This window comes from Listeria ivanovii subsp. londoniensis, from assembly GCF_000763495.1.
Taxonomy (GTDB): domain Bacteria; phylum Bacillota; class Bacilli; order Lactobacillales; family Listeriaceae; genus Listeria; species Listeria londoniensis.
Window position 1 is genome coordinate 2,698,514 of sequence record NZ_CP009576.1, and the last position, 26,958, is coordinate 2,725,471.

The 26,958-nt window shown below is 37.3% G+C and carries 26 protein-coding genes and 2 pseudogenes; 1 reads left to right on the plus strand and 27 read right to left on the minus strand.

Features of this window, described 5'->3' with window-relative positions; all coding sequences use genetic code 11:
- Positions 1–28: 28 nt before the first annotated feature.
- The 5 genes from JL53_RS13265 to JL53_RS13285 form a co-directional block, all read right to left on the minus strand.
- Entirely contained in the window at positions 29–1,759 is a 1,731-nt protein-coding gene (locus JL53_RS13265; protein ID WP_038407852.1) for a phospho-sugar mutase, read from the minus strand.
- 45 nt (positions 1,760–1,804) lie between these two features.
- Positions 1,805–2,875 (minus strand): aldose epimerase family protein, encoded by a 1,071-nt coding sequence (locus JL53_RS13270; protein ID WP_052010617.1) that lies wholly within the window; start codon positions 2,873–2,875, stop codon positions 1,805–1,807.
- A gap of 18 nt (positions 2,876–2,893) precedes the next feature.
- Positions 2,894–3,877 (minus strand): UDP-glucose 4-epimerase GalE, encoded by a 984-nt coding sequence (gene galE, locus JL53_RS13275; RefSeq protein WP_038407853.1) that lies wholly within the window; start codon positions 3,875–3,877, stop codon positions 2,894–2,896.
- Positions 3,878–3,990: 113 nt separating this feature from the next.
- Positions 3,991–4,950 (minus strand): thioredoxin-disulfide reductase, encoded by a 960-nt coding sequence (gene trxB / locus JL53_RS13280; protein WP_038407854.1) that lies wholly within the window; start codon positions 4,948–4,950, stop codon positions 3,991–3,993.
- A gap of 77 nt (positions 4,951–5,027) precedes the next feature.
- Positions 5,028–6,503: a tetratricopeptide repeat protein gene (locus tag JL53_RS13285; protein ID WP_038407855.1), complete on the minus strand. Its 1,476-nt coding sequence runs from the start codon at positions 6,501–6,503 to the stop codon at positions 5,028–5,030.
- A gap of 285 nt (positions 6,504–6,788) precedes the next feature.
- Here JL53_RS13285 and JL53_RS13290 point away from each other — a divergent pair.
- A pseudogene (locus JL53_RS13290) lies at positions 6,789–7,124 on the plus strand (hypothetical protein); the annotation flags it as partial.
- A 42-nt stretch (positions 7,125–7,166) separates the two neighbouring features.
- Here JL53_RS13290 and JL53_RS13295 read toward each other — a convergent pair.
- From JL53_RS13295 to JL53_RS13395, 22 genes and pseudogenes are all read right to left on the minus strand, one after another.
- Positions 7,167–7,625 carry a hypothetical protein gene (locus JL53_RS13295; RefSeq protein WP_038407856.1) on the minus strand — a complete coding sequence of 153 codons (459 nt, stop codon included), beginning with the start codon at positions 7,623–7,625 and terminating at the stop codon, positions 7,167–7,169.
- Positions 7,622–7,786: pseudogene (locus JL53_RS15425) on the minus strand (helix-turn-helix transcriptional regulator). The gene JL53_RS13295 and the pseudogene JL53_RS15425 overlap by 4 nt, the downstream one beginning before the upstream one ends.
- A 336-nt stretch (positions 7,787–8,122) precedes the next feature.
- On the minus strand, positions 8,123–8,620 hold the full coding sequence (locus JL53_RS13300; protein WP_038407857.1) for an acyltransferase: 498 nt from the start codon (positions 8,618–8,620) through the stop codon (positions 8,123–8,125).
- Between the two features lie 3 nt (positions 8,621–8,623).
- Entirely contained in the window at positions 8,624–9,277 is a 654-nt protein-coding gene (gene ppaX / locus JL53_RS13305; RefSeq protein ID WP_003720793.1) for a pyrophosphatase PpaX, read from the minus strand.
- A gap of 31 nt (positions 9,278–9,308) precedes the next feature.
- Entirely contained in the window at positions 9,309–10,142 is an 834-nt protein-coding gene (gene lgt / locus JL53_RS13310; protein ID WP_038407858.1) for a prolipoprotein diacylglyceryl transferase, read from the minus strand.
- 87 nt (positions 10,143–10,229) lie between these two features.
- Positions 10,230–11,168: an HPr(Ser) kinase/phosphatase gene (gene hprK, locus JL53_RS13315; protein ID WP_003720795.1), complete on the minus strand. Its 939-nt coding sequence runs from the start codon at positions 11,166–11,168 to the stop codon at positions 10,230–10,232.
- Positions 11,169–11,352: 184 nt separating this feature from the next.
- Positions 11,353–11,706, minus strand: coding sequence for a phage holin family protein (locus JL53_RS13320; RefSeq protein WP_003720796.1), 354 nt, complete (start codon positions 11,704–11,706; stop codon positions 11,353–11,355).
- A gap of 8 nt (positions 11,707–11,714) precedes the next feature.
- Complete coding sequence (locus JL53_RS13325) at positions 11,715–11,915, minus strand: PspC domain-containing protein (RefSeq protein WP_003720797.1); 201 nt, start codon at positions 11,913–11,915, stop codon at positions 11,715–11,717.
- 23 nt (positions 11,916–11,938) lie between these two features.
- A complete protein-coding gene (locus JL53_RS13330) occupies positions 11,939–13,144 on the minus strand; it encodes a DUF4097 family beta strand repeat-containing protein (RefSeq protein ID WP_038407859.1) in 1,206 nt (401 codons plus the stop codon).
- Between the two features lie 67 nt (positions 13,145–13,211).
- Positions 13,212–14,468: a DUF4097 family beta strand repeat-containing protein gene (locus JL53_RS13335; protein ID WP_003720799.1), complete on the minus strand. Its 1,257-nt coding sequence runs from the start codon at positions 14,466–14,468 to the stop codon at positions 13,212–13,214.
- A 229-nt stretch (positions 14,469–14,697) separates the two neighbouring features.
- Entirely contained in the window at positions 14,698–17,568 is a 2,871-nt protein-coding gene (gene uvrA / locus JL53_RS13340) for an excinuclease ABC subunit UvrA (protein ID WP_038407860.1), read from the minus strand.
- A gap of 7 nt (positions 17,569–17,575) precedes the next feature.
- Entirely contained in the window at positions 17,576–19,552 is a 1,977-nt protein-coding gene (uvrB, locus tag JL53_RS13345; RefSeq protein WP_038407861.1) for an excinuclease ABC subunit UvrB, read from the minus strand.
- A gap of 250 nt (positions 19,553–19,802) precedes the next feature.
- Positions 19,803–20,042: a CsbA family protein gene (locus JL53_RS13350; protein WP_003720803.1), complete on the minus strand. Its 240-nt coding sequence runs from the start codon at positions 20,040–20,042 to the stop codon at positions 19,803–19,805.
- Positions 20,043–20,063: 21 nt separating this feature from the next.
- On the minus strand, positions 20,064–20,711 hold the full coding sequence (locus JL53_RS13355) for an HD domain-containing protein (protein ID WP_003720804.1): 648 nt from the start codon (positions 20,709–20,711) through the stop codon (positions 20,064–20,066).
- A 21-nt stretch (positions 20,712–20,732) separates the two neighbouring features.
- The gene (locus JL53_RS13360) at positions 20,733–21,119 is read right to left on the minus strand and encodes a hypothetical protein (protein ID WP_003720805.1); all 387 of its coding nucleotides are present in this window, start codon (positions 21,117–21,119) and stop codon (positions 20,733–20,735) included.
- A 106-nt stretch (positions 21,120–21,225) separates the two neighbouring features.
- Positions 21,226–21,531 carry an ArsR/SmtB family transcription factor gene (locus JL53_RS13365; RefSeq protein ID WP_003720806.1) on the minus strand — a complete coding sequence of 102 codons (306 nt, stop codon included), beginning with the start codon at positions 21,529–21,531 and terminating at the stop codon, positions 21,226–21,228.
- A gap of 269 nt (positions 21,532–21,800) precedes the next feature.
- A complete protein-coding gene (phoU, locus tag JL53_RS13370) occupies positions 21,801–22,460 on the minus strand; it encodes a phosphate signaling complex protein PhoU (protein ID WP_003720807.1) in 660 nt (219 codons plus the stop codon).
- Positions 22,461–22,472: 12 nt separating this feature from the next.
- Positions 22,473–23,252, minus strand: coding sequence for a phosphate ABC transporter ATP-binding protein PstB (gene pstB / locus JL53_RS13375; protein WP_038407863.1), 780 nt, complete (start codon positions 23,250–23,252; stop codon positions 22,473–22,475).
- Positions 23,253–23,266: 14 nt separating this feature from the next.
- Positions 23,267–24,082: a phosphate ABC transporter ATP-binding protein PstB gene (pstB, locus tag JL53_RS13380; protein ID WP_038407864.1), complete on the minus strand. Its 816-nt coding sequence runs from the start codon at positions 24,080–24,082 to the stop codon at positions 23,267–23,269.
- A 27-nt stretch (positions 24,083–24,109) separates the two neighbouring features.
- Positions 24,110–24,994: a phosphate ABC transporter permease PstA gene (gene pstA, locus JL53_RS13385; RefSeq protein WP_014093710.1), complete on the minus strand. Its 885-nt coding sequence runs from the start codon at positions 24,992–24,994 to the stop codon at positions 24,110–24,112.
- Positions 24,991–25,914: a phosphate ABC transporter permease subunit PstC gene (gene pstC, locus JL53_RS13390; RefSeq protein ID WP_077916442.1), complete on the minus strand. Its 924-nt coding sequence runs from the start codon at positions 25,912–25,914 to the stop codon at positions 24,991–24,993. The genes pstA and pstC overlap by 4 nt, the downstream gene beginning before the upstream one ends.
- A gap of 94 nt (positions 25,915–26,008) precedes the next feature.
- Complete coding sequence (locus tag JL53_RS13395) at positions 26,009–26,917, minus strand: phosphate ABC transporter substrate-binding protein PstS family protein (protein ID WP_038407866.1); 909 nt, start codon at positions 26,915–26,917, stop codon at positions 26,009–26,011.
- Positions 26,918–26,958 lie beyond the last annotated feature (41 nt).

Here is a 26,958-nt window from a genome sequence, read left to right on the forward strand (position 1 = left end):
CAAAGAGCGTTTCCGGGATCTTTCTTTTTTAAGCCTCAATATAGGTGAGCAAATCGGTTTTTATTTTTTCTAATTTAGTTATACTTTCTTCTTTGTTTGCACCGCGAATACTAAAGTAAAACTTGATTTTCGGCTCTGTGCCAGATGGACGTAAACAGAACCATGAACCATCTTCAAAATAGCATTTAACCACATCGGCAGTTGGTAACTTAATTACTTCTGTTTCACCGGAAGCAATCCAAGTTGTCTCACTTCTCAAATAATCTTCCACACGCTCAATCTTAAATCCCCCCATACTTGTTGGAAGTTGTTCTCTAAAACCACTTGTAATATCTTTAATACGCTCGGAACCATCTTTCCCACTTAAAGTTAAGGATACAAGATCGTCTTTGTAGTAACCAAACTCGGAATAAATTTGTTCTAACTCATCGAGTAAAGTCCGACCCTCTGTTTTACATACAAGCGCTACCTCTGTAATTGCTAACACGGCTTGGATAGCATCTTTATCTCGAGTGAACGATTTCACCATATAACCATTACTTTCTTCATAACCAAATTCAAAAGTATGTTTGCCCGTTTCTTCAAATTGTTTGATTTGCTCTGCAATAAATTTAAAACCAGTTAAAACTTCAATCATTTGGACACCAAAGTGTTTGGCGATTTCAGTTCCAAGATTACTTGTTACGATAGATTTTAAGACCGCAGCATTTTCCGGTAGTTCATTTTGAGTCTTCTTTTGTTTCAATAAATAATGTAAAATAATCGCGCCAATTTGATTCCCAGAAAGAATTTCGTAGTCTCCTGCTTGATTACGCACAGCTACGCCTAGTCGGTCAGCATCAGGGTCCGTCCCGACTAAAATATCCCCACCGTACTTTTTACCATATTTAGTCGCAAGTAAGAATGCCTCGCGATTTTCAGGATTTGGTGATTTCACAGTACTAAAATCCGGATCATTTACAAATTGTTCGTCTACTTTAATAATGTTTGTAAATCCCACACTTTCAAGCGCAGGAACTCCCAAAATCCCGCCAGTACCATGAAGTGGTGTAAAAACAATTTTTAAATTTTTTCCATCTTCTCGAACTAGCTCCTTATTCACAATAACTTCTTTTAATCGTTCCAAATAAGGATGATCGACTTTTTCACTAATCACTTCTAGCAAACCATCATTAAGTAGTTCTTCTTGATCTGCTACTTTGACAGAAAAAATGTCTTCTACAGCCTCTATATATTCTGTTACTGCACTTGCACCATTTGGAGGCATTTGCCCCCCATCTTCTCCGTATATCTTATAACCATTATACTCTGGCGGATTATGACTAGCTGTAATAACAATACCTCCGAAAGCATTTAAATAACGCACTGCGAATGAAAGTTCCGGAGTTGGGCGAAGTGCCTCGAAAACATAACTTTTAACGCCATGTTTCCCTAAAACAGCTGCTGATTCAAATGCAAATTCGCGTGACATATGACGTGGATCATAAGCAATGACAATACCTCGTTTTTTCGCTTCTTTTCCATTTTCAGCTACAAATTGAGCTAATCCGAAAGACGCTTTCCGGATAGTATAAATATTCATGCGATTCGTTCCCGCACCAAGTACCCCGCGCATTCCCGCTGTACCAAATTCCATATTCCGGTAAAAACTATCTTCTAATGCTTTCTCGTCGGAAACTATTTCAGCTAATTGAGCCTTTAAAGACGCATCTAACGTTTCATTTGTAGTCCATTTTTGATATTCCTTTTGCCAGTTCATTAGTCACACTCCTCCAAATATTTCTTGCTCTGATTTTAACAGGTTCTATATATTTCGTCTATCCACTGTAAAACGGAAAGTAGTTCTAGACTTGAACTGCTCTCCTGGTCTTAGAACAATATCACCAAATCCCTGTTGATTAATCGCATCAACTAAGCCTTGTGTTTCCATCGTTATTCCAGCGTATTTTGGCACGAGCATTCCATCAATCTTAAATTTACTTGCCAAACTATTTGCAGTATAGACTACAACCGCATCTGAGGTTGTCTCCATTTCTAAACATCTACCTGATTTAGGATCAAACAAAACCGCATCAGGCTTTTTATTTTCATGTTTCAAAATAAAAGCATGGTCAAGCCCTGTTCCTACTACTCTTATTTGCTCGTCAGCACTACTAGTAATTTCAGCAATTTCATTTCCCGCCTGTAGATTGAAAATGGAATCATTCACCGCCCAAATTTCCCCAGTTGGGAGCGTTTCAGCATCTACTGGCAAAAAATGCTCACTGTTAATTTTTAGTTGATGCTTTAAAACCGTGGAACCATTTTCTCCAGTAAGGTTAAAGTAAATATGATGGCTTGGGTTATAAAGAGTTGGCTTTTCAGTCTCTGCTTCATAATCAATTAGCCATTCGTTTTTGTTGTTTAGCGTGTAACTCATTTTTGTATCTATTTTTCCAGGATAGCCATTTTCTCCATCTTTCCACTGATACCGAAATGTCATGACAATTTGATCTGGTTGTTCCTCTACACCTACATCCCACATTCTTTTACTAAAATTTGTTTTCCCGCCATGAAGCGAATTATTGCCATCGTTTTGTGATAACTGAAACTCTTCGCCATCCAATTGAAATCGCCCTTTTGTAATTCGTCCAGCAACAGGACCAACCACGGCGCCAAAATAAGGTGAATAAGCTAAATAGTCATCCAAGTTTGAAAAGCCAAGACTAACATTTGCAAACTCACCGAATTTATCAGCAGTTTCAATTGAAGTAACTATTGCTCCATAATTCAAAATGCTCATTTTCATTCCTCGGTCATTTATTAAAGTCCACTGCCAAACAGTCTTGCCTTCTAACTCGCCAAAATATCGTTTTTGTACTTCGATGAAAATCACATTCCTTCTTGAGTTCTATTAAAAACCATTTGGGTGCGACACATGCCACTTCCAAGCAGTTGCGATAATGTCTTCCACATCCGTATAAACAGGTGCCCAACCAAGCATATTTCTAGCCTTAGCACTTGAAGCAATTAAGGTTCCCGGATCTCCTGCTCGTCTTGGAACTACTTCAGCAGGAATCTCTTTTCCAGTCACAATTCGAGCAGCTTCAAGCATTTCTTTCACTGAAAAGCCATTACTGCTACCTAAGTTAAAAATATTACTTTCTCCGCCATTTTTCAAATATTCCAGTGCTCGAATATGTGCATCAATCAAATCTTCTACATGGACATAATCACGGATACACGTACCATCTGGAGTATGATAATCATCTCCATAAATAGCTAATTTTTCTCTTTGACCTAGCGCTACTTGCAAAATAATTGGTACGAGATGCGATTCCGGTTGATGGTCTTCGCCAATAGAACCATCTGATTTTGCACCTGCAACATTGAAATAACGTAAGGCCACATATCTCATTCCATACGCTTTATCGCACCACTTCATCATTTTTTCCATCATTAGTTTAGTTTCTCCATAAGTACTTTGTGGATTGGTTGGCATATCCTCTGTAATCGGCACTTGCTCAGGCTCCCCGTAAGTTGCCGCACTGGAAGAAAAAACAATGTTCTTCACATTAAACGCTTCCATTACTTCTAGCAAAATTTGCGTACCATAAACATTATTATTTAAATAGGAAAGTGGCTCTTCCATTGATTCACCAACAAGTGAACTAGCGGCAAAATGAACAACTGCTTCCACTTCCTCACATTCAAAAACGGAATTCAAAAATTCTTTATCACGGATATCACCTTTATAAAATGTTGCTTTCTGGTGAACTGCTTCTATATGGCCAGTTTTCAAATTATCAATAACTGCCACCTGATATCCTTGATTAACTAGCTTATTTACTGCATGGGAACCAATGTATCCGGCTCCTCCCAAAACGACAATACTCATTATGTATCTCTCCATTCCTACTCTTTTTATCTATTTTACACTACTCTGGTCTATGTAGTCACGCAAAAATGGACCTAAGATAATTTGTCTTAGGTCCATTTTATAACTATCCTTTATTTTGCTGCTTCTTTTTCTAGTTCTTCTTTTAATTCTTCCACATATTTTTGTGCATTTTGTCCAGCAAGTCCGCCGTCACCTGTAGCAGTAACAATTTGGCGTAAACTTTTAGCACGGACATCCCCTGCAGCAAAAATACCAGGACGGTTTGTGCGCATTTCTTCATCCGTTACGATATAGCCTTCATCATCCGTAATACCTAAATTCAAGAACGCTTTCGTAAGTGGTACAAGTCCAACATAGATAAAAACACCATCTACCGGCATGATTGATTCAGAACCATCAACTGTAGAAACCAGTTTGGCTCCAGTTACTTTTTTGCCATCACCAATAATTTCTTCTACCGTACTATTCCATATGAAATCCACTTTTTCATCTTTAAATGCACGATCTTGTAAAATTTGTTGCGCACGTAATTTATCACGACGGTGAATAATAGTTACTTTATTAGCATAGCGAGTCAAGTAAGTACCTTCTTCAACAGCAGAGTCTCCACCACCAACAACTATCAACTCACGTTCTTTAAAGAATGCCCCGTCACAAACAGCACAGTAAGATACACCACGTCCACTAAGCTCATCCTCACCGTCTGCACCAAGTTTGCGATGTTCTGCTCCAGTAGCAATAATAATCGCCCGAGCCTTGTATGTTTTCGAACCAGCAGTTACTGTTTTAAATTCTTTCCCATCAATTACTTCTTTAATATCACCATAAGCATACTCAGCACCAAATTGTTTTGCGCCACTAAGCATTTTATCAGACAAATCTGGTCCTAAAATACTGTCAAATCCAGGATAGTTTTCTACCTCAGCTGTATTTACCATTTGTCCGCCTGGTACACCACGTTCAATCATTAATGTATCTAAATCTGCACGGGAAGTATAAAGAGCCGCTGTCATTCCAGCTGGTCCTGCCCCAATAATAATCACATCATAAATTTTTTCTTCACTAGCCATCATTTTGCCCTCCTCATTTATGTTCTCACAATAGTTAGCCTAAATTAATCCTAATACGGAATAGCAAAAAGGTCTATTTATCTGCTCAGAATTTGCTGTATCTCATCTGCACATTTATGGAAGTCCACCTCATCCGCCAAAACAAACTCTAAATCTGGTAAAAATATTTTGGCAATAGCCGTAGCGACGATTTCTATCGTATAGCGTCCAAGAATTAATTCTTTTCGATTATCATTCAAAACAAGTGAAAATACCGCTTTATATAAAGGTAAGTTTTCCTCATTAAATGAAACACCATTTTCTCGAAGTAAATTCATTGCTTTTGTAATTAAAAAGCAATTTTGCTCCACATTGCCATCTGGGAAATAATCAAAATCCGTGAACATCAAATGCTCCATATAAGACCACTTACTCATATCAAGCAACGGGTGAAACAGCATCATTTCTGGTCGATTACTTGAAACAGTGAGTGCATAAACACCTAACAAATGCGTCAAATCATCTTCCGCTTGAAGCATTTCTAGGATAAGACGCGTGTCATTCGTTAAATCTAATTCTCGCTCCCATGGAAATCTAACATCCTCATATAAATCGCACTCTAAGAATGAATGCCAGAACATTTTTGCACCTTCCACATCTCCTATATAATAAGCCGCTTTGGCACGATAATAATAATATTTACTACGCTCAGTAACTTCCAAATCAGCTACTTGTTCAAGCAAATCGTCCGCCGCGTCATAAGCCCCCATCATCGCGTGAATCAATCCAAGTTTTTCTTTATGGTGTGAAAGAACTGGCAACACATCTCGCAATTCCACATATAGCGAATCAGCCATTTCCCTATTTCCCTTATAAAAATGATACACGAAGAAATCGCACAATCCTAACAGATTCCCGGGATTCCTTTGGAGTAAATCACTTAAAACTTTTACCCCTTCCGCTTCTTTCAACTGCTCAAAATAAAGAGAAGCAAGCTGATTATAAGCTGGCCAAAAGTTTGGTTTTTCATCAATTACTTTTCTTAAAATATCACAAGCTGAGGCACTGTCTTCTTCTGCCAAATAGCGATTAATTTCTTTTTTATAAGTATAAAATTCTTGTTCCAATTTAGAGAAGCCATTTTCTAACGTCTCACCAAAAGGAGTTTCTTCTAGTAAAACTTCAATTAAGTCACGAGCTTCTTCTGCATAATCCCCGTCTGTCTCCATTTCTAAGTAACGATTCGCATATTGGAGTGCGCGTCGATAGTCTTTCATATAAGCAAAGTTATTAGCAATAAAATAATAGCAGTAATCCATATTTCCATCCCGTTTTTCCAAGATGTCTCTAAGTAATTGATTAGATTTATGGAATTGTCCTATTTCCGTGTAACAAATCGCGAGTTGGCAAAGAATTACTGACTCTCCTGGCTCCAGTTCTGAAGCACGCACCAAATATCGAATCGCTTCTTTAATTCGTTGATCACGAAAAGCTTCCACACCACGTTCAAAATAAAATTGTCCATTCGGATAAAATGGATAGATTTTCGCTAGTATTTTTTTGTTTTTGTCCATTTTCCCACCTCCAACAATATCCTTATTCTAATGAGTATAACACACAATTTATGACTGCGGGCGACAAAAAAGCTGCTCGAATTAAGCAGCTACCTCAAAAAAATTACTTTTTGATATGAATTTATTATTTAGAAATACAAGTCTTGATTGATTTAAAATGAAAGCTGTTATATTCACAAAGAAGAGAATTTAACTAAGAATAGTTTTTCAAAAACGAACGAAGTATTCAATGGAATTAACCAGTCAATAGTAACGCAAGGATTTGAATCACAAGAACCACTAATGGTGTTTTCTAATCAAACAGACGGGGGCGGTTCTAAGTATAAGTTTGTTACAAAACAAACTGTTAGCTTAGCTGTTGCAAATACGATTTACAATGTAGCTTTTTTAGCTGCAGGTGGAGCATTAGGAAAAGCTGCTAAAACTGGAATCGCTGCTGCCGCTTCTAGCATTGTAGGTGGAGGAGCAAGCTTATTTAAAAAATATAACTATATGCGTCAGACAATTTATAAATACGCTACAAAGACACAAGATAAATATAAAATAATTGATGAATATTTATATTCTAAAAATGGCAAACCTGGAAAAATAACAACATCATATAGTATAGTAAAAAAATAATAATTAATCGACTTCAAAAAATGAACTTTTTGAAGTCGATCTTTATATCAAAGCATGAATTTTTAGCAATTTAAACCGGATAAAACACTTATTTTTTTTATAGAATTGCAATATAATAATATATAGTAAAAAAACAATTACAAATATTATAGCTAAAGATTTTATAGAAATAACTGATACATTATCATAGTTCAAAAAAGCCAGTGTAAAAGGTATCAAAATAGCTAGAATTACCATGAAGAAATAAGAAATTTTTCCTTTGTTGAGTAAATATCTTTCATCATTTCTTCTTTTTTCCTCATTAACCTCTTTTTCAAGTTTTTCTTTAGGTGTTAGAAGCGCGGTAATTAGATACGCTAGCACAGCTACTAATACACCAGTAATTAATGTTAAACCACTTCCTTCAAAAGGTTTTCTATCACTTATAATAGAAAATAATAAAATTGCAGATAACATTGAAACAAATACAATGAAAAATTTTTTAATAGAATATTTTCTCATATTTTTTCTCCCTCCAAACTAAAAATTTCTTCTACGGTTAAATTGAAATACCTAGCCACTTTCAAACTAAGTTCCATGCTGGGATTGTATTTATCTTTTTCAACAGCATGTATGGTTTGGCGAAAAACTTCTAGAACTTTAGCTCAATCATTTTGAGTAATGCCTTTTCCCTCTTAAGTTTATAACTTTGTTTATAACGACCACTATTATACCATCATCTAGTAAAGATAGCTTTACTTTATTATAAAACAAAGAAAAACAAAAGTAAAGTCTTCTTTACTTTTGTTTGGAATATTTAGTTTTTTTAAACGAAATATTTTGTTCTATTAATATTATTAAGTAAAAATTATCTTTATCTATAGCCACGAAGAACCAATATCTCCATGATAATCTACCTGCAAAATAAAAAAACTTAGCCACAATATAAAAATTCATATCATGGATAAGCTTAATTAGAAATATTAAAATATATTGAATCCTATTACAACACAAAGATTTTACTTCAAAATAGCTTTTTCTTTAATTTTTAAAGGATTACCATAAGCAAAACTTTCAGGCGGTATATCTTTTGAAACTATAGCTCCCGCAGCGATAGTAGCGCCATCGCCAATTGTCACACCGGGAAGAATAGTCACATTTGCACCAATCATGACATTGTTTCCAATCACCACTTCACCGATACTATATTCAGCAATCAAATATTCATGCGTTAAAATAGTCGTTTGATAACCAATAATTGAATTTTCTCCAATTGTAATCTTCTCAGGGAAAAATAAGTCTGGCATTACTTTATAAGCAATTGCTGTTTTCTTGCCAATTTTCATTCCTAAGCAAGCCTGATAAATTCGTCTTTTTCCGCCCATCCATGGAAAAAAACGACCAAATTCAATAACTATTGTATTTTTTACTGCTCGCCAAAAGGAAACCGTTTTATAGACTTGAAACAGCGTGTTGACTTTTTCGTCGGGGGCTTTTAGCTTCTCTAGCCGTCTCAAAATTTATTCCTCGTCCCTAACAATCGCAAGTAAGTCGCTCATTTTTGTTAGCATGAAATCCGGTTGAAACTGTGCTAAGTGTTCTGGTCCTTTGATTGCCCAAGCTACACCAGCAGTTAATGTTTCTGCATTTTTGCCAGCTTCAATATCATGATAATTATCACCAATCATAATCGCTTCTTCTTTGGATGCGTTTAGTAAAGAAAGAGCCATTTCAATTCCCTCAGGATCAGGTTTCGCATTCGACACTTGATCTAATCCAATCACTACTTGGAAAAACTTATCTAGCCCTGTCACTTTTAGGCCACGCATAATTGTATCGTACATTTTTGTGGAAACAATACCTAGCTTATAATCTTCTTCATACAAAGCTCGAATCGCTTCATAAACCCCATCATATTCCAAAATCAAATCATCATGATGCTTCAAATTATACTCGCGATAAAAAACACGCATTTCTTCTGCATGTGCTGGATTCATTTCCCGAAAAGTGTCCATAAGGGAGGGACCAATAAATGGCAAAATATCCTCTCTTGTAAAAACACGGTCAGGTAAAAATTCTTGAAACGTCGCTTGAAAAGTTTTAATAATCAACTCATTTGTGTTTATCAGCGTGCCATCTAAGTCAAACAACAATGTAGTAATTTTCCCAGTCATAATTTCTTCCTTTCTAGAACAAACTTAACTTTTATTTTTTCTTTGCTACTTTTCCGTACTTATCTTCCATATAATATGGTGGATTCATTTTTAGACGACGATATACAATTATTCCAATCGATAGAATAATCAACAACACAGACAAGACTTGCGAAACACGGAAATCGCCCCACATCAAGCTATCTGTCCTCATTCCTTCAATAAAGAATCTTCCAAACGAATACCAAATCACGTAGCTAAGGAAAAGCTCCCCTCGACGTATTTTCGTACGGCGAATCACTAGCAATATAATAAACCCAATCACGTTCCATAAACTTTCATATAAAAACGTTGGTTGGTAATAAGCTCCATCTATGTACATCTGGTTGATAATAAATTCTGGTAAATGTAAATTCTCCAGAAAAGTCCTAGTTGTTTCCGCTCCGTGAGCTTCTTGGTTCATAAAGTTTCCCCAACGCCCAATCGCTTGTGCAATAATTAAACTTGGGGCAACCACATCTGCTAACTGCCAAAACGAAATTTTCTTTATGCGTGAAAAAATAACTGCTGTCAGTACCGCACCAATTAAAGCTCCATATATGGCAATGCCTCCGTGCCAAATCTTCACAATTTCACTTAAGTTATTCTTATAAAAATCCCATTCAAAAATAACATAGTAAATCCGAGCACTAATAATCGAAATCGGTATCGCCCAAATAAGTAAATCAACAATGATTTCTTTATCCATTTTACGCTTATTTGCTTCACTAAGCGCCAGAAGTAGCGCAATCACCACGGCAGAAGCAATAATTACTCCATACCATTTAACAGAAATATTCCCAAGTTGAATCGCCACCGGATCAAGTGGCTGTACGCCATTATTCATAATTCCCCTACTTTCAAAAGACAACTCCGCAACCAAACAAGTCTATTTAAATGTCTGTTAGGCTGCGGAGATATTCTCTATATTTATTTAATCATTCATACTACTATTATGACCTATTAAATTATTAAGGTCTTGTGTAAATTGCTCCGCTGCATTATACCCCATGTTTTTCAATCGGAAATTCATCGCCGCTACCTCAATAATAACAGATAAATTTCGCCCTGGACGAACTGGGACAGTAATTTTTGGAATATCCATGTCAAAGATTTTTGTTTTCTCTTGATCTAATCCAACACGATCATAATGCTTATCTGGATCCCAATTTTCAAGGTGCACAACAATTGTTATTTTCTTACTTGAGCGAACTGCACCCGCTCCAAACAACGTCATTACATTAATAATTCCAAGGCCTCGAATCTCTAGCAGATGTTCAATAATCGCTGGTGAAGATCCAATTAATGTCATTTCATCTTCTTGACGGATTTCAACATTATCATCAGCTACCAGTCTATGGCCGCGTTTTACCAGTTCTAATGCTGTCTCACTCTTACCAACGCCACTGCTTCCTGTAATTAAAACTCCAAGTCCATATATATCCACTAACACACCGTGCATAGAGATTACCGGCGCTAGCCTACTTTCTAAGTAATTTGTAATATAAACGGATAAACGAGTCGTCTTAAGGCGCGAGCGAAGCACAGGAATACCAGCTTCTTTCGCTGCCTCCACTAATTCTTTTGGTACTTCTAAATTTCTTGAAATCACAAAAGCCGGAGTTCGCTTTGTACACATTTGTCGATATCTTTTAAGTCGTTCTTCTGGCTCCATACCCTCTGAAAAAGAAATTTCCGTCATCCCAAAAAGTTGTACTCGATCTTCCGGGTAATAAGAGAAAAATCCTGTGAGTTCCAGACCTGGCCTAGATAAATCACTTGTTAAAATTGGCCGTTCAAGTCCCTTTTCCGAACAAATTAACTCTAAATTAAGTCGTTCTACTAAATCCTTTACTGTAACCGATTTTGTCATGCAAGTACCTCCAAATGAATTATAAAAGTCCGTCACTGTTTACCACAAAATAATATTTACAAAGCTCCTTCTCATTTTAGCACTTTCGAGAGAATCAAGCTAGTTCTTTCTTTCTAAATGGCTCTACATAGCGAAACCAGCTACACTTCAAAGTCGGTTTGACTTCGAAATGCAACTGGAATGTTTAATGCTCATTTTTACTCCATAAAACAGAATTGATAATCATATTCGCAAATGCCATAATCGCAGCGATAATAAGTGCTGTCCCAAAACTATCGAATTGGAAGGAATCTCCAATAAAGAAAGTTGTTAGTTCAAGCATCAGTGCATTAATAACAAATGTAAATAGCCCTAATGTGAAAATATTAATCGGTAAAGTCAAAAGCAGTAAGATAGGGCGAATTAGCATATTAAGAATCGCTAATATAAAACTGGCTAGTATCGCTGTTGTGAATCCGTCTACGTGAAAACTTGTAAAGAATCCTGATAATGCTACAAAAAGTACCGAGTTGATGATTACGCCAATAATCCAACGCATAATTTAGTTCACTCCCATTCAGATTCAGGGGTTGCTTTCGGAATTATGATTGCAGCGATAATGTAAAGAAGAATCCCTGAGCCAAAGAATAATGTTAGACCTACCCAGATTAAACGAACAATCGTTACTTCAATACCAAAATACTCTGCAAGTCCACCACAGACACCACTAATCATTTTTTGTGAAGAAGATTTATATAGCTTTTTCATTGTTTTCCCTTCCTTTCACTTTATTAAACACTTTTATTTTCGAGTTCAGAAACTTTGATTATTCCATTTCCAACTTTAGCTTGGAGTGTTGCCATGCTTATTTCTTCTGCATTTTGAGTGAAGACAAAAGTCCTCTCTGCATCGTCCCAAATTTTTGCGTTTTTTAAATCAAAGTAAATTTTTTCTTTTTTCGTTCCGAGTGTTCCATCAACATTCCAAGTTGGCGGTATTTGAATACGAATATCACCATTTGGGGCTGATAGATCTGCTGCTGAGGAAGTTTCGTTTTCTAAAATATACTCGACATCCCCCTGAGCTGCTTTAACAATTGACGTATGGAAATTACCTTGAAGCGCTATATCTCCTTTAGCCGTTGACATATCCACATTTTCAACAGTACTACGTTTGAAGAAAATTTCTCCATCCGCAGATTCTGTGCTAAGAAATTTACCACTAGCTCCTGATGAACGAATGTCTCCGTGACGTGTTTTGATGATAGCATCTTCTGCCGCTGTATCATCGTATTTTAAGTTACCATTTAGTAATTGGATTTTCACTTGTTCATATAAACGTTTGGGAATGGTAACAACTAAGTCTGTTTTCAGCAATTCATTTTTTGATTCAAAAGTGAAGCTATCTGGGGAAATATCAAGCATTGTTTGGCTAAAGAAGTAATCCCATATTTTTTCTTCACTTAATTGACGAATAGAACGCGCTTTTTCATGTACCGCTAATACAGCACGAACTTTCATTTGATCTTTATCCCATGAACGGATAATGACATCCCCAGTAGCTACTCTGATTGTGAAAGAACGAAAAGTCACATTATCAAAATTAAATTCTCTTACTGGACGTGGCCGTTCTTCTTTTCTTCTTGGATGGTTATGAGGATGATTATTCTTATTTCTATTCACATGGTGATGTCTTTCTCTCATTGCTTCTCGCACTTCCTGTCTAGCCTCATTACGTCCAGTGTGGCGTCTTCTTTTTTCATCCACACGGCGACGGTGCCGTTCCATAACTTCTTCATTACTTGTATCAGCGGAAGGAATCACAAACAAGGCAATGATATAAGCGATAATTGCAATACCAGTTTTCATCGTAATAATGGTAATTACGATATATATAAGTCGTAATATTGTGGCATCGATACCTAAAAACTCAGCCAAACCACCAAACACACCACCGACTTTCCGGTCTACTCTTGATCTTCTTAGTTTTTTATCCATGCTAGTTCTTCCTTTCTTATTTCTATGTAAAATCTAGCGCGCTATTCTGGCGCTAGATTTCGAATTATTATTTTGCTTCACGGATTTTCACGGAACCAGTTGTGGCTTCTGCTTCGATTTTAAGGGAAGAATCAACTGCATCTGGTAACTTAGTAAATACGATAGATTTGCTTACCGACTCCGTTTTAGATTCTAGTACTTCTGCGTCTTTTAGATCTAACAGTAATTTACCTAGGTTTGTATGAAAACGTCCATCTACACCAATTGCGCTAGGTACAAGAACTTCAATATTCCCCGCGCCTGTTTTCGCTTTTAAAAAGGTTGCTTCATTACCAGTTAATTGATAATGCACATTCCCATTCTTTGTTTGTAAGTTAGTGGAGTAGTAGTTACCTTTTGCTGCGACATTACCATTGAAAGTTTTAAGCGCAACATCACGAATTTCGCCATTTTGGATACGGACATTCCCATTGATAGATTCGATTTCTGCAAGGGTAGCATTTAATGTTCCGATACTTATATTTCCGTTTGTTGTTTTAACAAATAAATCTCGACCTGATAATTCATCTAGGTGGAAGTTACCATTAAGCATTTTAACAGATACATAATCATACTCCCGACGAGGCAAGTAAACAGTTAAATTTGTAACAATTTGTTTAGAGGTAGACTCAAAACGCAATGTTTCTTCATCTACGCGTAAAGTAGTTTTATCAAAGAAGATTTTCAGTGCTTCATCTTCTGGATACTCTTTGAATAGCTTAATCATCGCATGAACTTTGATATCATCAGAGTCTGATGGCTTAAATTCTACATTTCCGTTCGCTATTTCAAATTCTAATATTGAAAGTGTTGTATCGTGGTAAACAAAGTCACGTTCGATTTTTGTAGATGTTAAAAATGGGAATGGCATATCTTTCACTTGTTTGAATGCACTATTTAAGAATGAACCGATTTTTTCACCAGCCTGGGATAGGTCATTAACCATATTACGCATGGATTCGTCACGATCTTTTGAAGTGTTTTCTTGGCGTTCTTCTTGTTGTGTTTCATCATTATCCACACGCGGTTCCGGGCGTCTTTGGCGTCTCTTTGGAGCTGTGTATGGATTGCCTTGATTATTCCAACCTTTACTATAATCGTATGTTGGTTCTTCTTCAGGCGCTTCTTCTACTTCTTCTGTTGGTGCTGTAGAACGACGAATATTTTCTTTGGCAACTGATTTACCTTCTTTTTTAGAAATGTTTTCAAGTAGTGTAAGTGCTTCTTCTGTGGAAATAATACCTTGTTTGACTAATTCTAGAATACGTTTGCGTTCGTTTTCCATTTTCATTTCCTCCTATACTTTCGGCTAAACTATTTTAGGCTTGCTTCATTTGCAAGTGACATATCTGTTTTATCTATGACTCTATTATGAAGGAAAAAATAATTTCTGTCATACAACCAGAGGATGATTATTTGTTTGGACTTTGGGTGGTTTGGTGAGTAACCATGTAATGGATTGTGATTAGACTTTAAAAAATCCCGCTTATTTATTAATAAGCGAGACTTAATTATTATTTTTCTTGGACAGAAGTGATTTTTGCTGCCGTTCTTTCTTTATCACGTTCTAAAATGGGTTTTAAGTATTTACCTGTGTATGATTTTTTGGAACGAGCAATTTTTTCAGGAGTTCCAGTTGCAATAATTTGGCCCCCACCATCGCCGCCTTCAGGTCCTAAGTCAATCAAATAATCAGCTTGTTTGATAACATCTAGATTATGCTCGATTACAAGGACTGTATCTCCATTTTCTTCTACAAGCCTTTGGAGCACTTTTAAAAGCCTGCCAATGTCATCCGCATGCAAACCAGTTGTTGGTTCGTCAAGAATATAGAATGATTTTCCGTTACTCCGTTTATGAAGTTCAGAGGCCAGCTTAACCCGTTGTGCTTCACCGCCCGATAGTGTGGTTGCGGGTTGACCAAGGCGAATATATCCAAGCCCCACATCTACAATTGTTTGCAGTTTCCGAGCAATCCTAGGTTGGTTTGTAAAATACTCCAGCCCTTCTTCTACTGTCATTTCTAAAACTTCTGCAATATTTTTCCCTTTGTAACGGATATCTAATGTTTCACCATTGTAGCGTTTCCCATGACAAACTTCGCAAGGTACGTATACATCAGGTAAAAAGTGCATTTCAATTTTGATGATTCCGTCACCCTTACAAGCTTCACAGCGACCGCCTTTTACGTTGAAGCTGAAACGACCTTTTTTATAGCCACGAACTTTCGCTTCATTGGTGCTTGCAAAAAGATCCCGAATATCATCAAATGCACCTGTATAAGTCGCCGGATTTGAGCGTGGGGTTCTGCCAATTGGAGATTGATCAATGTTAATGATTTTTTCCAAGTTTTCAATGCCTTTGATTTCTTTGTGTTCCCCAGGTTTAGCATGATTTCTATTTAGCTTTCTCGCTAGCGCTTTTCGAAGTACTTCATTTACAAGTGAGCTTTTACCAGAACCAGAAACACCTGTGACACATGAGAATGTTGCCAGCGGGATTTTAGCATTAACATTTTTTAAATTATTGGCTTTTGCACCGATTATTTCTAATTCAAGACCATTTCCTTTTCTACGAATTGCTGGAACTGGGATGAATTTTTTGCCAGATAGATAATCACCAGTAATGGAATCCTTATTTTTCGCGACTTCTTCTGGAGTTCCCGCAGCAACAATCCGACCGCCATGTTCGCCTGCGCCAGGTCCAATATCAATCAAATAGTCAGCCGCCATCATGGTGTCTTCATCGTGCTCAACCACAATAAGTGTATTACCAATGTCACGCATGCTTTGTAATGTACTAATTAAACGGTCATTATCACGCTGATGAAGTCCAATCGATGGTTCATCAAGAATATAAAGGACACCCGTTAATCTCGAACCAATTTGGGTTGCTAGTCTGATACGCTGTGCTTCCCCACCTGAAAGTGTTCCTGCAGCGCGACTCATCGTCAAGTAATCTAAGCCCACATTTTTTAAGAACCCTAGTCGAGCACGAACTTCTTTGAAAATTGGAGCAGCAATTTGTGTTTCTTTTTCAGAGAGCTCTAGACCATCAAAAAATGCTAGCGCTTCGTTAATCGAGAATTCACTGATTTGTCCAATATGATGATCATTTACTTTGACTGAAAGTGTCTCTTCTTTTAAGCGATAGCCTTTACAAGATGGGCAAGGTAAATCTGTCATATATTGTGCCATTTGGTCGCGCGTGAAGTCAGAGTTTGTTTCCCGGTAGCGACGTTCGATATTAGGAAGTATCCCTTCGAACGGAATCCAGGTTTCGCGTGTCATACCAAAATCATTTTTGTATTCGAAATAAAACTCTTTCTCTTTTGAGCCATTCAAAATAATATCTAAATCTTCTTTAGATAGTTTTTCAAGTGGCTTATCCATATCAATTCCAAACTCTTTACAAGCAGAAGCTAACATTTGTGGGTAGTACTGAGAGCTGATTGGACGCCAAGGGATAATTGCCCCTTCATTTAGTGATAAGCTTCTATCTGGAATAACAGTATCTACATCAACTTCTAGCTTGGTTCCTAATCCATCACAAGTTGGGCAAGCACCAAACGGGCTATTAAAAGAGAACATTCGTGGTTCTAATTCTCCAACTGAGAAACCACAATATGGACAAGCATAATGTTCACTAAATAGTAATTCCTTATCACCCATGATATCCACCACTGCATAACCATCTGCTAGGCGAAGAGCAGCTTCTATTGAATCATACAAACGAGTATTTATTCCTTCTTTAATGACAATACGGTCGATGATTATTTCGATAGAATGCTTTTTGTTTTTTTCGATTTCCATTTCGTCATTGATGTCATATATTTCTCCGTCAACCCGGATTCTTACATAACCTTCTTTTTTAATTTCTTCGATAGTTTTTTTGTGTGTGCCTTTTTTGCCAGAAACGATGGGCGCCATAATTTGGATACGTGTTTTTTCTGGATATTCCAGTACACGATCCACCATTTGTTCGATGGTTTGAGAAGTGATTTCGATGCCGTGGTTAGGACAAACTGGATGTCCAACTCGAGCATAAAGCAGTCGCAAGTAATCATGGATTTCTGTTACTGTTCCAACTGTAGAACGTGGATTACGACTAGTTGTTTTTTGGTCAATAGAAATAGCTGGACTAAGACCTTCAATTAAGTCCACATCTGGTTTATCCATCTGTCCTAAAAATTGGCGTGCATAAGCAGACAACGACTCTACATAGCGTCTTTGCCCCTCCGCATAAATGGTATCAAAAGCTAGCGAAGATTTACCTGATCCGGATAATCCAGTCATAACAACTAACTTATCTCTTGGGATTTCTAAATCGATGTTTTTTAAATTATGGGCTCGTGCACCTTGAATTACTATTTTGTCTTTATTCAATTTCGCTTCATCCTTCCGCTTTTATTTCCAGTAAAGCATCACGCAATTCGGCAGCACGTTCAAAATCAAGTGCTTTGGCCGCTTCTTTCATTTCATGTTCCATACCTTCAATGAAGACATCCCGTTCTTTCTTAGACATTTTACTTAAGTCGTGCTGTTTAATTGCTTCTCTTTCATCTGCGGCAGAAGTTGCTGCTATGATACCACGGATTTCTTTCTTAATGGTCATTGGTGTAATGCCATGCTTTTCGTTATACTCGATTTGAATTTTACGACGACGTTCTGTTTCACTAATAGAGTTGCGCATCGAATCGGTCATTTTGTCAGCATACATGATAACTCGACCATTTTCATTACGCGCAGCACGACCCATTGTTTGAATTAGCGAACGTTCCGAACGAAGGAAACCCTCCTTATCGGCATCCAAAATGGCAACAAGGGACACTTCTGGTAAATCGATTCCTTCACGCAATAGATTAATTCCGACAATAACATCGTAAACACCTAATCGTAAGTCGCGAATGATTTCGATTCGTTCTAACGTTTTTACTTCCGAATGTAGATATTGAACCTTTACCCCTGCTTCTTTTAGATAGTTAGTTAAATCCTCAGACATTTTTTTCGTTAAAGTAGTAATTAAGACTCGCTCATTTTTTTCTACTCTATCGTTAATTTCATCCATTAAATCATCAATTTGACCTTGAATCGGACGAATTTCAACAATTGGATCAAGTAGTCCAGTCGGGCGGATAATTTGCTCAATGACATCTGGATTTTTTTCGAGTTCATATGGGCCAGGTGTAGCCGATATAAACATGATTTGATTAATATGTTTTTCAAATTCTTCTAATCGAAGTGGACGGTTATCTAGCGCACTCGGTAATCTAAAACCGTGGTCTACTAACATTTGTTTTCTCGCTTGGTCACCATTGAACATCCCACGAATTTGTGGCATCGTTACATGCGACTCATCGATTACCATTTGGAAATCATCTGGAAAATAATCAAGCAGCGTATATGGGGTAACTCCTGCTGGACGAAGGGATAGATGACGAGAATAGTTTTCGATTCCAGAACAATAGCCCATTTCTTCCATCATTTCTAAATCATAATTGGTTCGCTGTTCAAGTCGTTGCGCTTCAAGTAACTTATTGTCTGCTCGCAAAACTTTTAGGCGATCTTCTAATTCCGCTTTTATATTAATAATCGCTTTTTTCATGATATCTGGGCGAGTAACAAAGTGAGATGCTGGGAAAATCGAAACATGTTCTCGTTCGCCGATGATCTCACCAGTCAACGCATCCACTTCTCTTATACGTTCAATTTCATCACCAAAAAATTCTACACGCATACAGTGTTCATCACGTGATGCCGGGAATATCTCCACTACATCACCACGAACGCGGAAACGGCCACGCTGGAAATCAATATCATTGCGGTCATACTGAATATCTACTAATTTTCGTAGCAGCTGATCACGACTAATTTCCATTCCAACACGAAGCGAGACAAGCATTTCTCCATATTCAATTGGCGAACCTAAACCATAAATACAAGATACACTGGCGATGATAATAACATCTCGGCGTTCAAAAAGTGCAGCAGTTGCTGAGTGACGTAGCTTATCGATTTCGTCATTAATACTTGCATCTTTTTCAATGTAGGTATCACTTTGTGGAACATAGGCTTCTGGTTGGTAATAGTCATAATAGCTAACAAAATATTCTACTGCATTATTTGGAAAGAACTCTTTAAATTCACTATATAATTGACCTGCTAATGTTTTATTGTGAGCCATAACAAGCGTCGGCTTATTTACCTCTTGAATGACATTAGATACGGTAAAAGTTTTCCCTGTACCGGTTGCCCCAAGCAAGGTTTGATGTTTCAAGCCTTTTCTTAAGCCTGATACTAATTGTTCAATCGCTCTAGGTTGGTCTCCTTGTGGACTGTACTTAGAAACTAACTCAAATTTATCCCTCAACTCGGATTCCCCCTATCTTTTATCGGTCCAATCTTGGTATTTGAAAACTCCATCTGTGAAATGTCCCGCAAAGCAAAAAGCGAATTTTTCCAGATCCGTTAATGTTTCTATTTTATCATAGATATTTTAATTAGCCTAGCAAAAACCGAACATATTTTCGCATTATTTTAAAAACAAAAAACGCAACCTGTTGATTACGCTTTTCTTTATTTTATCATTTTTACGTGTTTCTACCTATCTATTTGCTCTTTTAAAAATCACTGCCGCTCTTTTTCAGACGTTGTAGCATATAGGTGGCAAGAACAAAACCAATTGTCATCGAAAAAGCATCAATGATAATTAACCAATAGGAACTTGTATAGCCTAACTTAGCAGATGCAGCAATTAAAATCACCATGAGTAGTAGTGCCACATAACGATTATAGGTGATTCGCGCAAAAAGGATAACGAGCAAACAAGGAAAAATAAGTGCAGATATAATTTGATCCATCTTACTCCCCCCTCCTTAATTTTACGCGTCACGCAATGCTTTCGTCGTTATTTCAGTTGTTAATTGAGGTAACTCTGTTTTTTCGATTCCTTTTTCAGCAAGCATATCTGGCAAAATTTCACGTAAAAAGTACTTAACGCTCTCCATTTCGCGATATTCATAAATCGTTGCAAGCGCCTCGCTATAAATTTCCACAAAAATATTTTCCGGATTTCCCTTTTGAATTTCGCCAAAGGATTCGTACAATAAATCCACTTTATCAGAAATTGCTAAGATTTTCCCTTCTAGCGTGCTATCTTTTCCTTCTTTCAATAAATGGCGATAAATAGGCTGGAATGTTTTAGGGATTTCTCGTTCGATAAAGTTTTTGGTCATACTTTCTTCCACTTCTGAAAGCATTTCTCGTAACTCTGTCGTTGCGTATTTCACTGGAGTTTTTATATCACCAATGAATAACTCAGAATAATCATGGTTTAACGCTTTTTCATATAGTGCACGCCAATTTACTTCATTGCCAGCTTCTTCTTCTACTGCTCCGAAAAACTGGGCGATGGAAGTCACTTTGTAGGAATGTTCTGCAACTGAATGTTCTTGATATTTAAATTTTCCTGGGCAACGATAAATGTTTTCTAAATCAGATAAACTTTGGAAATATTGATGAATTCCCATATTATCACTCCATTCTTCGTTTTATTCCTCCCGCTTTTGCTTTTTGTTAGCAGGATTAGTATTTTCTATTTCACGCATCATTAATGCCGCGCAGTAACCGATTAGGGCTATCATCGCCGCTGAATAGGTTCTAAAATTATCCGTAGCAAAAATAAAGATAATTGCTGAAAATAACAGCGTCGTCAAAATCCCCCAGCTAAAAAGTTTCGTTCCCCGAGCAGTCCCGACTTTCATTTGCGAATAAATTCCTACATAACAAACAAATTGAATAATAACAAATTGAGCTACTGACAAAATGATAACTGCAGTAAGATTGCTATTCCATGCAATAGCTAAAATCGAAATAATAATCATCACAATAATCCCTGTAATAACTGTAAATTTTTGCATTGGTGTTAATTTTTTCAAAACCCTTTCCCCCAAGTTCTTATTTGTTACTTACTTTACCATAATTGCCATTTATTTGGCATAAAAACACCCATCCTTCCCATAAAGGTTTTCTGAGTGTTTTACATTAGTGATGATGTACGTGGCGAATTGCTTGCGTTAATAATTCTAATACGTGATTATCATCTTGCATATAATAAATGGTAGTTCCTGCTCGTCTTGACTTTACAAGCCTTAAATTTTTCAAAAACCGTAGTTGATGTGAAACGGTCGTCTGATTGAAAGATAAGGTACGTGCAATCTCATTCACGGAGTACTCTCTATCTTGTAATAAATTTAAAATCTGGACGCGAGTTGGATCAGAAAGCGCCTTGAAAATTTGTGTCACACTAAAAAGCGTTTCTTCATCTAATGATTGTTTTGCGTTTTCCATCGAATATCACTCCATTTTCCTTACATGTTCATATACTCATATGATACTTAAATAGGAATGATTCCGCAAGTTTAATAACTACTTCCTTCGAAAAATGATTATATATGAGCAAAAAAACACTCTTTCTCCTTTCCATGCTACACTTATTTTATCAAAGAGAAAGGAGAGCTGGGAATAAAAAGGGTTAAATATTGAGAAGTTATTTAAACCGCCTAACACACAGAAAACAACCCGATTTACCTCTAATACAGGGAATCGGGTTGTTTTCTTCATCGATTTAAATCTTCAATTTCGCCACTTTTAAGGTAAACAATCCATTCGCATACATTCGTTACGTAGTCGCCAATTCGTTCAATGTACTGAGAAACTAGTAGCAATTGAGAAACATCTTCAATATGTTCCGGCTCTTCTTGCATAAAAGTAATGCATTTTTGGTAGACAATTTTGTGAAGCTTATCTACTTCATTATCGCGAATCGCAATTTCGCGTGCTGCAGCTTCGTCTTCTGAAAGATATGCTTTTAATACCTCTTGCAACATGGATTTTACAATTTCACCCATTTCCGGAATTTCTGGAATTGGCTTTAACACTTTACTTTCCCCAATTAAAATGGCTGTTTTGGCAATACTTACTGCGTGGTCGCCAATACGTTCTAAATCCGAGCTTGTTTTCAAAACGGTCACGATTTTCCGCAAATCCATCCCAACAGGTTGTTGTAAGGCAATCAATTCAAAAGAGCGTTGTTCTAAAGATAACTCCATATTGTTAATCGCTTTGTCTTCTGCTACTACTTGTTTGGCCAGTTCGGTATCTCTATGAACTAACGACTTTACCGCTTTAAAAATGGCTTCATTAGCAAGCATACCCATTTCCATTAAGTGTTGGTGCAAATCATTAAGTTGTTCGGTAAAAATTTTTCTAACTACCATAATAACACTCCTTTATCCAAATCTTCCCGAAATATAGTCTTCGGTTTCTTTTTCTGCTGGGTTGGTAAAAATACTCGTTGTATCTGAAAATTCGACGATGCGCCCATTAAGAAAGAAAGCAGTCTCGTCTGAAATACGAGAGGCTTGTTGCATATTATGTGTCACAATAACAATCGTGTAATCTTTCTTTAGTTCTAAAATTAGATCTTCTACTTTAGCTGTTGAGATTGGATCGAGTGCAGAGGTTGGCTCATCCATCAAAATAACATCAGGCTTCACCGCAAGTACTCGCGCAATACAAAGACGTTGTTGTTGTCCACCCGACATTCCAATTGCTGAACGATCCAATCTATCATGAACTTCATCCCAAAGTGCTGCTTGACGCAAACTTTTTTCAACAATAGCATCTAGTTCTTTTTTATCTTTTACCCCATGCATTCGTGGACCATAGGCAACATTGTCATAAATCGAAAACGGAAATGGATTAGCTTGCTGGAAAACCATTCCAACTTTTTTTCGTAAGTTAACCATATCGATTTTTGGATTTTGCACATCATCATCACCAATATGGATTTCACCTGTTGTTTTTACGCCGGGAATTAAATCGTTCATTCGATTTAACGTTCTAAGAAAAGTCGATTTCCCGCAACCAGATGGGCCAATTAGGGCAGTCACTTGATTCTTTTTGATATTTAAAGCAATTTTTTCAAGTGCTTGTTTTGATCCATAAAATAGATCGACATCTTTCGTTTCTATAATATATTCGATTTTTTCTGCAGTTTCAATTGTCATTTAAAAGCTCCTTTCTAGCCAAAGTTCCCAGAAATATAGTCTTCGGTTTGTTTTTCTTGCGGGTTAGTGAATAGTTCAGACGTACCCGAGAATTCCACAACTTCCCCAAGATAAAAGAAAGAAGTATAGTCAGAAACACGAGCGGCTTGTTGCATATTATGCGTAACGATAATGATTGTATATTTATTTTTGAGTTCATTAATTAAATCTTCAATTTTACTTGTTGAAATTGGATCAAGTGCGGATGCTGGTTCGTCTAGTAGTAATACTTTTGGTTGCATTGCCACTGCCCTCGCGATACACAGCCGTTGTTGTTGACCTCCAGATAGAGATAATGCACTCTTGCCAAGATCGTCTTTTACTTCATCCCAAAGTGCTGCACGCCGCAAACTTTTTTCAACTCGCTCGATGATTTCTTTTTTATTTTTCATTCCATGGCGTTTAAGTCCAAATGCAACATTTTCATAAATGGATTTCGTGAATGGGTTTGGTTTTTGGAATACCATCCCAATTTCTTTGCGCACATTGTAAAGGTCAACCTCTTTACGATTGATATTAATGCCGTCATAGAGAATCTTCCCTTCCATCCGACAACCATCAATTTCGTCATTCATGCGGTTTAATGCTCTTAAATAAGTTGATTTCCCGCAACCAGAGGGCCCAATTAGCGCAGTAACCTTATTTTCTGGGAAAGTTAAGTCGACGCCCTTGATCGCATGGTTATCACCGTAATATACATGCAAATCCTCTGTCGCCATCGCAGCAGGAAGGGAATAAGGGTCTGGTGTTGTTTGTAAAATAGAATTAATTTCAGGCTTTTTGGTTAACATTATTATAAAACTCCTTTTCCTGTTTTTTTACGAAGAGGTCATGCGTTTATAAACAACTTTTCCAAGCAGACGAGCTAAGACATTGAAAAGTAATACAGAGAGAATTAATACAGCAGATGCACCGTCAGAAACAGCTTGAGCATCTGGCATAATCCCTTCCCCATTAATTTTCCAAATGTGAACAGCTAATGTTTCTGCTGGACGGAAAATATTGAGTGGCGAAACTGGGCTGACTGGATTCCAATCAGTAAAATCCAACACTGGTGTACTTTGTCCGGCAGTGAAAATCAATGCAGCTGCTTCACCAAATACCCGACCAGCTGCTAAAATAACACCAGTAATAATCGCTGGTAATGCTGCTGGCACAAGTACACGGGTTATCGTTTCCCATCTTGATAAGCCAAGTGCAAGACCTGCTTCTCGTTGTGTACTCGGAATAGCATTTAACGCTTCTTCAACAACACGAATGAGTAGTGGTAAATTAAAAATCGTTAGTGTAAGTGCCCCGGAAATAACCGAGAAACTCCACCCCATTTGAATAACAAAAACAAGGAAACCGAATAGCCCAACGACAATAGATGGAAGTGAGGAAAGAACTTCAATCGTTGTCCTAATTAGATCTGTAATCCAATTTTTACGCGCATATTCTGCCATGTATATTCCTGCTCCAAGCGAGATAGGGACCGATATTAACATGGTAATTAAGAGCATATAAAAAGAATTCCAGATTTCAGGGCCAATTCCGCCGCCAGCTTGGAACGACTGTGGTGGGGTCGTCAAAAACTTCCAACTTAACTGCGGAACACCTTTTACTAAAATATAGCCTAATAAACTTGCTAGAATAACAACAATTAAGACAGCAATAGCATAGAAAACACCTGTCGCGATTTTATCTTTTGTTTTTACATTCATTTGATTTTCCTCCTACGCCCGATGAAGCGAATCACAATGATGAAGAATAGTGACATCGCAAGTAGCACCATTGCAAGTGACCAAAGGATATTATTATCCAGTGTCCCCATAACCGTATTTCCCATGCCCATCGTCAAGATACTTGTGAGGGTGGAAGCTGGTTCAAATAATGATGTCGGAATAACAGCAGAGTTCCCGATAACCATTTGTACAGCAAGGGCTTCCCCGAATGCACGTGCCATCCCAAACACAATCGCTGTCAAAATTCCTGACCGTGAACTACGAAGCACTACTTTCCAAATCGTTTGAAAACGGGTCGCTCCGAGCGCTAAAGAAGCTTCTCGGTAATGACGTGGAACGGATTTAATCGCGTCCACACTTAATGAAGTAACAGTAGGTAAAATCATGACTGTTAAAACAACTGTCGCAGCAGCAATCCCAAATCCACTTCCAGAAATATGATCGCGAATAAATGGAACGACTACGCTTAAGCCAATGAATCCATAAACAACAGATGGAATTCCAACTAATAATTCCATTACTGGTTGTAAAACTTTTTTCCCAAACTTAGGTGAAATTTCTACCATGAATATTGCCGCACCAATTGCAAGCGGACCAGCAATACAAGCAGCAAAGAGCGTTACTGCAAATGAACCGATTATCATTGGTAAAGCGCCAACTAGCGGATTTCCATTTGCATCTTTTTGCGAGGGATTCCAATCAGTACCAGTAATAAAATCAACGAAAGATACTTTGTTAACTGTAAACGTAGCTAACCCTTTTGAAATAACAAAAAACAAAATAGACGCAGCGGCAATGACCATAATTGAAATACAAATGAATGTAATAATCTTGCCTCTAGTTTCTAAATGCGCCTTTTTGGAAGTTTGTGTAAGCTTCTTTTCCTTTATTGCTTCCAAATCACGTAAGCTCCTTTCTCCTCCCATGTTTTACTCCTAACATGGGTATACGTCTATCCTAAGATTACTAGGATAGACGCCCATTTCATTCTTTTTATTTTACGTCAGTTAGTTTACCAGATGAATCACGTTCCACTTTCATGGATTTGATTGATTGGTATCCTAGTTGTGGTACGATATTGTTTTGTACGTCATCAGAAGTCATATATTTCAAGAAAGCTTTTGTAAGGTCTTTAGGTTCCCCGTTTGTATACATATGCTCATAAGACCAGATTTTCCAATCGTTTGTGGCTACTTTATCTTCAGTTGGTTCTACACCGTCAAGTGAAAGTCCTACTACAGAAGCATCAATGTAAGAAAATGCTAGGTAGCTGATTGCTCCAGGTGTTTCGCTAACGATTTTACGAACTGTACCAGATGAATCTTGTTCTTGTGCTTTTACTGGAGTCGCGCCATCAAGTCCCCATTTTTCAAAAGTAGCACGTGTTCCACTACCTTCAGCACGGTTGATGATAGTGATTTTTTCGTCTTTACCGCCAACATCTTTCCAGTTAGTAGTTTTTCCAGTGAAAATATCAATTAGTTGTTGTTTAGTGATGTTTTTAACGCCTACATCTTTATTTACTACAGGAGCCATTCCGACAACCGCTACACGATGGTCAACTAGTTTTGAAGCATCTACTCCATCTTTTTCTTCAGCAAATACGTCAGAGTTACCAATTTCTACTGCGCCTTGTTGTACTTGTGTTAGACCAGTTCCAGAACCGCCACCTTGAACATTAATTTGCGCTTTTGGATTTGTATTTGTGAATTCTTTTGATGCTGCTTCCACTAATGGTTGAAGAGCTGTAGAGCCAACTGCTGTAATTGAGCCTGAAACTTCTTCTTTTTTACTTGATGAACCATTTGCTTTATCTGCTGAACTGCTGCCACTCCCACATGCTGCAACTACAAGCATTAAAGCTGCTAAAACTGCTACTATTCCCAAATACTTCTTTTTCATTATTTTATTCCCACCTTGTTTTTTTAATTGTTATTCCTTAC